General features: G+C 71.8%; 7 protein-coding genes. 4 read left to right on the top strand and 3 right to left on the bottom strand.

Annotated features, from left to right (window positions below; all coding sequences use genetic code 11):
- Positions 1-862 (bottom strand): condensation domain-containing protein (locus ACNTMW_RS32040; RefSeq protein ID WP_426637744.1); only part of this gene is annotated, 862 nt, incomplete at its 3' end.
- Between the two features lie 119 nt (positions 863-981).
- On the bottom strand, positions 982-2334 hold the full coding sequence (locus ACNTMW_RS32035; protein WP_426637743.1) for a serine hydrolase domain-containing protein: 1353 nt from the start codon (positions 2332-2334) through the stop codon (positions 982-984).
- Between the two features lie 955 nt (positions 2335-3289).
- Here ACNTMW_RS32035 and ACNTMW_RS32030 point away from each other — a divergent pair.
- Positions 3290-4243 carry a CPBP family intramembrane glutamic endopeptidase gene (locus ACNTMW_RS32030; protein ID WP_426637741.1) on the top strand — a complete coding sequence of 318 codons (954 nt, stop codon included), beginning with the start codon at positions 3290-3292 and terminating at the stop codon, positions 4241-4243.
- Here the strand turns inward: ACNTMW_RS32030 and ACNTMW_RS32025 are convergent.
- Complete coding sequence (locus ACNTMW_RS32025; RefSeq protein ID WP_426637739.1) at positions 4197-4727, bottom strand: MauE/DoxX family redox-associated membrane protein; 531 nt, start codon at positions 4725-4727, stop codon at positions 4197-4199. The two genes, ACNTMW_RS32030 and ACNTMW_RS32025, sit on opposite strands and share 47 nt — an antisense overlap.
- Positions 4728-4946: 219 nt before the next feature.
- On the opposite strand from ACNTMW_RS32025, the gene ACNTMW_RS32020 reads away from it, so the two are divergent.
- Genes ACNTMW_RS32020 through ACNTMW_RS32010 form a run of 3 tightly spaced genes read left to right on the top strand, consistent with a single transcriptional unit; the run spans position 4947 to position 6765 of the window.
- On the top strand, positions 4947-5663 hold the full coding sequence (locus tag ACNTMW_RS32020; RefSeq protein ID WP_426637737.1) for a hypothetical protein: 717 nt from the start codon (positions 4947-4949) through the stop codon (positions 5661-5663).
- Positions 5664-5675: 12 nt separating this feature from the next.
- Positions 5676-6179, top strand: coding sequence for a hypothetical protein (locus ACNTMW_RS32015; protein ID WP_426637736.1), 504 nt, complete (start codon positions 5676-5678; stop codon positions 6177-6179).
- Between the two features lie 25 nt (positions 6180-6204).
- Positions 6205-6765, top strand: a complete 561-nt coding sequence (locus ACNTMW_RS32010; RefSeq protein WP_426637735.1) for a hypothetical protein — start codon at positions 6205-6207, stop codon at positions 6763-6765.
- Positions 6766-6793 lie beyond the last annotated feature (28 nt).

The raw sequence follows: 6793 nt of genomic DNA, 5'->3' as shown, positions 1-6793 counted from the left end.
CCAACTCCGCGAAACTCACCGTCACCTCGCCGTCCACCAACGCCGGCGCCCCCGGCCACCGGCACACCGCCGCCCCGAACAACCCCGCCAACGACACCGGCACCACCCCGTCACCCGTGTCGTTCCACGCATGCAGCACCCGGGACCGCTCCGCGACCGACAGGAGATCGAGGTCACGGATCGGCACCGACGGGTCGTCGGCGATCGCCTCCAGCACGCGGACGACGTGTCCGGCGAACCGTTCCACGGTCGCCGGGTCGAGCCGGTCGGTCCGGTATTCGACGGCGCCGGACAGGTCGGCGGCCGGCTCGGCCAGGCGTACCGTGAGCTGGGTGGTGGTGGGGACGGCGACGGTTCCGCGTACCACCGTGACACGCGCCAGGTCGGCGTCCAGCCGCAGTTCCTCGACGAGGCGCGGGAACGGCACGTCCGCGTGGGCGAGAGCGGCGCGCACCGTGGCACGGACGTGCCGCAGCAGGTCGAGGACGGTCGCCGTGGCGGGAAGGTCGGACCTCAGCAGGACCGGGTTGGCGGGTCGGTCGGGCTGGTCGGCCATGGTGGCCACCGTGACGTCGTCGGTGCCGGCGTAGTACCCGAGGACGGTCTGGACGGCGGCCACGGCGAGTTCGAGCGGTGCGATGCCGTGCCGGCCGGTCAGGTCCGCCAGCCGTGCCGCCGTGCCGGCCGGTACGGCGAAGGCGTGGGCCGCCGTCGCGCCGGGGCCCGTCGGCGCCGCCCCGGTGGCGGGCAGCTCGGCCGGGACCGCGCCCTCGAGCAGTTTCCTCCAGTGTTCCCGCTGCTCGTCCCAGGCGGGGGTGGACCTCGACGTCCGGTGGGCGTTGTCGCGGGCAGAACGGGTCACATCCTGGGCCACCATGGCGGTTGTCGACCTTCCGGGCGCGATTGACGGGTAGTGGTGACGGGGCGAGGTTCGAGTAGCGGTCGGTGGGTCGGGCGACCCGCAACCCGGCGGTCGGCGGGTCAGGCGACCCGCACGGCGTACGTGGTGGCCCGGCGACGAGTGCGGCGGCCGCCCATCTGTAGGGCGTCGATCTCGCCGGTCGCCGGGTCGCGCAGGAACCGCCCGCCGAGCACCTCCCGGCCGGTGGTCGGGTCCTCAATGGTGAAGGTCAGCTCGTCGTAGAAGGTCAGCCGCTCGAGGCCGCCGCCGTCGACGGACAGGTAGACGTTGCCGTCCTCCTTGTCGACCACCAGGTGCTCGACGTCGCCGTTGGTGTACGCGCCGGCGCACCCGGCGGGCGGGGCGGTCGAGATCCGCAGCGGCGCGTGCCGCCGGGCGCGTGCGAGGGGGATCCCGAGGTCATCCAGGTGGGATCGCAGCTCCTGCCAGAGCGCGGCGCCTGAGTTGGCGTTGGCGGTGAGCGCGACGACCCGGCCGCCTGCCGGATCGATGCGCAGATAGGAGGAGACACCGTTGATGTTGCCGTCGTGCCCCACCCAGGTGGTGTCGGCCTCCCGGTACACCGCGAGTCCGAGCCCCCATCCGTCGGCTAGCCCGAACGGGTCGGCGCCGGGAACGGCCGAGCGCATCCGTGCGGCGTACTCCGCCGGCAGCAGCGCGGGGACACCGGCCCCGAGGTGGAGTCCGGCCAGGGCGACGAGGTCGGTGGCGCTCATGGCCAGCGCGCCGGTCGCGGCGTGTGCGGGCGTCAGCGACGGGTGAACCGGCCGGATCCTGCCGATGCGGGCGTTGACGGAGTGGCCGACGGCGACCGGACGTCCCGGTGCCCGGGGCGCGGTGCCGTCGACGAAGGCCGGTGTGATCCCCAGCGGCCGGAGCACGATCGACTCGACCGCCTCCCGCCAGCTCATCCCGGTGACCGTTTCGATGATGCGGCCGACCAGGACGTAGCCGAGGTTGGAGTACGAGAAGCCGGCGCCCGGCCGGAACACGAGGTTGCGGCCGAGACAGTGCTCCTTGACGTACCGGTGGAGGGCGCTGTCCGGCACCTCCCGGGGGTCCGGTCCGTCGGCGAGCCCGCTGGTGTGGCTCAGCAGGTGGCGGAGGGTGGCCTGGTCGCCCAGGTCCGCCAGGCCCGACAGGTACTCGCCGACGCAGGCGTCCAGGTCGACGTCACCGTCGTCGGCCAGCACCATCGTGGTCGTCGCGGTGAATGTCTTGGTGATGGAGCCGATGGCGAACGCGGTGTCGGTGGTTACCGGCCGCCCGGTTCCGGACGCGAGCTCACCCACCTCCGCGGTCACCGTCCGGCCGTCCTGGTGAATGGCGAGTTGGGCTCCCGGGACGCCGTGTTCACGGGCGAGCGCGGCGAGCTCGCGCCCGAGTGAGGGCAGCAGACTCGGCTTTGTCACACTGGCAGCCAACGAGAGACCTCCATTGTCGACGTTCGGTGTCCGGCGGACGTCCGGCAACCACCTACGGGCTGGCGGTCGAGCAGGCGTCGAATCGCGCCATGGGCTGGTACGCCGGCCGCGGATCGGCCCGATCGGCACGGCGGGGCAGGTAACCCGCCAGCGCACGAGGAGTGCCGCGAACAACCGTTCGCCCCGGCGACCCGGTCTTGCCGTTGAGCGCCGTTGCGGCCCAGGTCACCGCTCGCTTTTCCGCGTCGGAGACGTCACCGTCACCCACCCGCCGCCGGCGGCGCCGGGCGCCGAACCGGGCATCCGAACCTGCCGCGCCGTGACACCATCCATACGTATGAATCGCCATGCACAACAAAAGAATGGCGTTTCGACGCGGGTCCAACACAGTACGTGATGTCATCTCGACACCATGAAATGAGCAGCCGAAAGTAATGACATGAGTAACGTTTAGAGCGGCTGATCGTGGGACAGCGACGACATCCGCCGGCCCCGCGCAGCCGATAAAAACCCTTATAGCGGACATATTCCGGCCGGACCGGCGAGCGGTTTGCCCCACGTCGACACCGGGCCGCCGCGACGGGGTGTGCGGCGTGCACCCGGCGGCCCCGTCGCTCCGGGCGGTATCGACCCTACTTCCCGTCGTACGCCGCCGCACCGCAATACGTGGAATTGGTCGATCTGCCCGTCCGCCGCCTGCCCCGCGCAGGATCTCGTTTCGGGTGCATGGTCAGGCGGCCGCTGGCACCATGCTCACCGTGCGGGCGAACCGCCCGCGAGGAGTGGCTGGATCGACAACACCCGCCACGCCGGCTTCGGCCGATCGGGCGGGCATGACCCGTCGAGGATCGGCCGGTGTGTGCGCTGAAGACCGCGGAACCACCAGCGAAAACCGCTGGTGAGCAGCGGTCGGTAATCGTCATTCGTCCCTTGTGGAGGAGAAGTGAGCACCCGTCCGAACGCGGTTCCCGGTGGCGTCCGCGGTCTCGTACACCACTTCCCGCTGGTCGCCTTCTTCTCGCTGGCCTTCGGCTTGACCTGGGCCGCGTGGACGCCGTACGTGCTGTCCACCAGCGGCCTGGGATGGATTCCGCTGCGCATTCCGCCGGTGTCCGGGAACACGCAGATCATCGGCATGCTGCCGGGCGTCTGCCTGGGACCGGTGACGGCCGCGCTGCTGGTCACCGCGGCCGCCGAGGGCCGGCCCGGGCTACGGCGCTGGTCGCGACGGCTGGTGCGCTGGCGGGTGGGCTGGCGCTGGTACCTGGTGGTGCTGGCCGGCGTTCCCGCGACGATTCTGCTGGCCACCTTCGCCCTGCCCGCCTCGTGGGGGCACGCCCGGATGGTCGGCGTCCTGGCCCTGGCGGCGTACCTGCCGGTGCTGGTGGTGCAGATCGTGACCACGGCGCTGCTCGAGGAGCCGGGCTGGCGTGACTTCGCGCTGCCTCGCCTGCAGCGCCGATTCGGCGCGGTGCCCGGCACCGCCGTGCTGGGCACGCTGTGGGGCTGCTGGCACCTGCCGCTGTTTCTCACCGAGTGGGGCGGCTGGCCGCACGTGTCGTGGGTGCAGCCCGCGGAGTTCGTGGCCGGGTGTGTGTCGCTGAGCCTGGTGATGACCTGGGTGTTCAACCGGACCGGGGAGAGCCTGCCGATCATCATGGTGCTGCACGCCGGTATCAACACCACCTACTCGTTGGTGTGGCCGCACGTGTTCCCCACCCTCGACCGCACCCGGGACCCGCTGCTCGCCCAGCTCATCGGGTCGACCGTGGTGGCGCTGATGCTGATCGTCGCGACCCGCGGCCGGCTGGGCCTGCGCGGCGAGGCGTCCCCGGTCGACGCGAAGCGGATCACAGCCGCGTCAGCTCCGGCGCCAGCCAGGCCAGCATCGCCGTGACGAACCCGCCCGCCAGGCACAGCGGCCGAACAGTCCCCGGCAGGGCCGCCACGTGATCGCTCAGCACGGCGGCGGCGACCGCTCCCGCCGCCAGCCCGCCGGCGCGCACCACGACAGCCCGGCCGGCCGGCGCGTCGCCGGTGAAACACCCGCACGGCGTCCCCGGCCGCCGGCGACGCGCCACCGCGAGATAGGCGGTGAACCCCGCGTACAGGGCGGACTCGGCGACCAGCGGCCCCGGTGCCGCCACCGGCACCGCGAGCACGGCGACGAGCACCGACGCGCCGACCAGTACCTCGATGCCGGGCAGCACCCGCGCCACCCCGCCCCGCACCCGGACGGGCAGCACCGCATGCGCGTGCAGCGCGACGCGCAGGACACGCGGATCCCGCCCGTGGCCGACGCCCGCGACGGTCACCAGCAGAGCGCCGCCCAGGGCCACCGAGCAGACCGCGTACGTCACCCACGCCGACACCGGTCCCATCGCCTATACCCGACCGATCCTGCACATCGGACACCGCCGGGTGATCCCGGAGACGATGATTTCTCCGAACACGAGCCATACCGTAATTTCGGGTCGGTTCATACGCACCACCCATTCCGCCAATAGTGAAGAACTCACGTTTCGCCGCAACAATATTGGCCCGAATCCCTGCTTTCGCTATCGTGCCGATTGCTGTGGAGGGGCGGGCAGGGAGGCTCGGTGACGGCAGGACAACGACTGAACCTGGTGGCGCCGAGCGGAGGCCTGGTGACCATCGACCTTCCGGCGGATCCGGCGGTCTCCAGCGTCGCCGCGGGCGTCCGGTTCGCCGGCGGGTCGTTCGGCACCGGCTTCCAGATCGGCCCGCGCGGCTACCACGACTTCGCCTGCACGTACGTGGCGCCGGCCCGCATGCGCGAACGGCTGCTGGTACACGGCCGCGAAGTCGTCGTCGCCGAAGCGCACGACGGCCAGTCCTCGCTGGCCACCCTGATGGGCGTCTACCACGAACTGATGACCGTCTACGCCGGACCGGCACCCCGCCGCGACCGGGTGTTCGCACTGTTCAGCAGCTTGCAGGTGGAAGACCACGTCGGCGGGATGGTCATCCGCCCCCGATCGGCGACCCTGTTGGACACCATGGCCGAACACGTCATCGTCGCGGTCAGGGAACGCGGCTCGCTGGCGATCCCCGGCCCCCGGCAGGCACTGGCCCTGCGGCCACCGCACGCCGGCGCGCGGACCAGGCACGGAGAGGTGTGGAAGGTGCGCCACCCCGACGCCGACGGCTCGGCCAGGACCGGCGGCCACTCCTACATCCTCGGCTGCCCGTCCGGGATCGCCGAGGTCCACCTCGCCGGCACCCCCGGGCTCGCCGCGGACGACGCTCTCGGCTGGCTCGACGACATCAACATCTCCTGGCAGCAGTCGAGCTGAACGGACGCGCACATGTCACCCACGACCGCGTTCGCGATCGTCACCTGGGCAGCGATCATTGTGCTCTTCGCCGGGCTGGCCGCGGTCCTGCGCGAGGTACGGGCGCTGCGGGACATCGTCACCCGCACGCCGGACGGGTTCGCCGCCACCCAACCCGACCTGGCCCTCGGCGCCCGGTTCGCCACCGGCGATCAGCGCGTCGTCCTGGCCGCCGACTCCGGCTGCCCGCTGTGTCTGCAGATCGTCGACCGGCTGGCCCGGCAGGCGACCGCACCGACACCCGGACCGCTGACCGTCACCCTGCTGACCCACGAGCCACCGGCGACGTGGGACGGCCTCGCCGACGGCATGCCGGTCGTCAGCGACCGGGACTCGTGGCGGGCCGTCTCGCACCTCGCCCCACCGGTACTGATGCTCGTCGACGGCTCCGGCACGGTACGCAGGATGAGCCTGCCGGTCCGGGCCGACGAGGTGGACGGCGTGCTGCGGGAATGGAGCGACCCCGTCGTCACATGATCCTTGAGGCTGGAAGGTGATCCCCGTGTCGCTGACGTTCGACCAGATTCCCGACCACGACCGGCCCCCACCCGGCGCCGCCGCCACCAGCGCGCTCGAAGACCTCACCGTCACCGGCCGTCGCCGCACCGTGCTCAGGGCGGCGGCGCTCGGCGCCATGACGCTCGGCGCCACCGCCCTGGACTGGGCCGGCATCCTCACCACCCGCGGCGCCCGCGCCGAGACCGGCCTGTACGCGCTGCAGGGCTGGGACCGCAACGACTGCCGCGACGCCTACCCCTCCGGGTACGACGAGCTCGGCGACACCACCGGCCAGTACGTCGGCACCTACGCCGCCTGCTTCGGCGGCACCTGGCGTGGCAGCACCTACTGCGACGCCGGCTGGCACAAGTACGGCACCTGGTACGAGAACGGCATCCAGGTCGACCACGTACCCATCTCGACGGCGTGCGGCGCGGCCACCCCCAAGAACGCGTGGCGGTGGACCACCCCGGACGGCCGGGTGTACCGCTGCTCCGACGGCTTCTCCACGTTCTGGGGCCCGTACCACGGCCAGACCTACCTGACGATCTGTCGCTCCTCCTGACCTCCCACGAAAGGCAGAGGTATGCACC

The sequence above is a fragment of the Planosporangium spinosum genome, assembly GCF_049999945.1.
GTDB lineage: Bacteria > Actinomycetota > Actinomycetes > Mycobacteriales > Micromonosporaceae > Planosporangium > Planosporangium spinosum.
Note: the sequence above shows the minus strand (reverse complement) of the source record. Positions and strands in the feature narration are given on the sequence as shown.

What these genes read in the sequence shown, in the direction of transcription:
- ACNTMW_RS32025 (WP_426637739.1), bottom strand. Translation starts at nt 4,727, where the DNA reads ATGGGACCGGTGTCGGCGTGGGTGACGTACGCGGTCTGCTCGGTGGCC.
- ACNTMW_RS32015 (WP_426637736.1), top strand. Translation starts at nt 5,676, where the DNA reads ATGTCACCCACGACCGCGTTCGCGATCGTCACCTGGGCAGCGATCATT.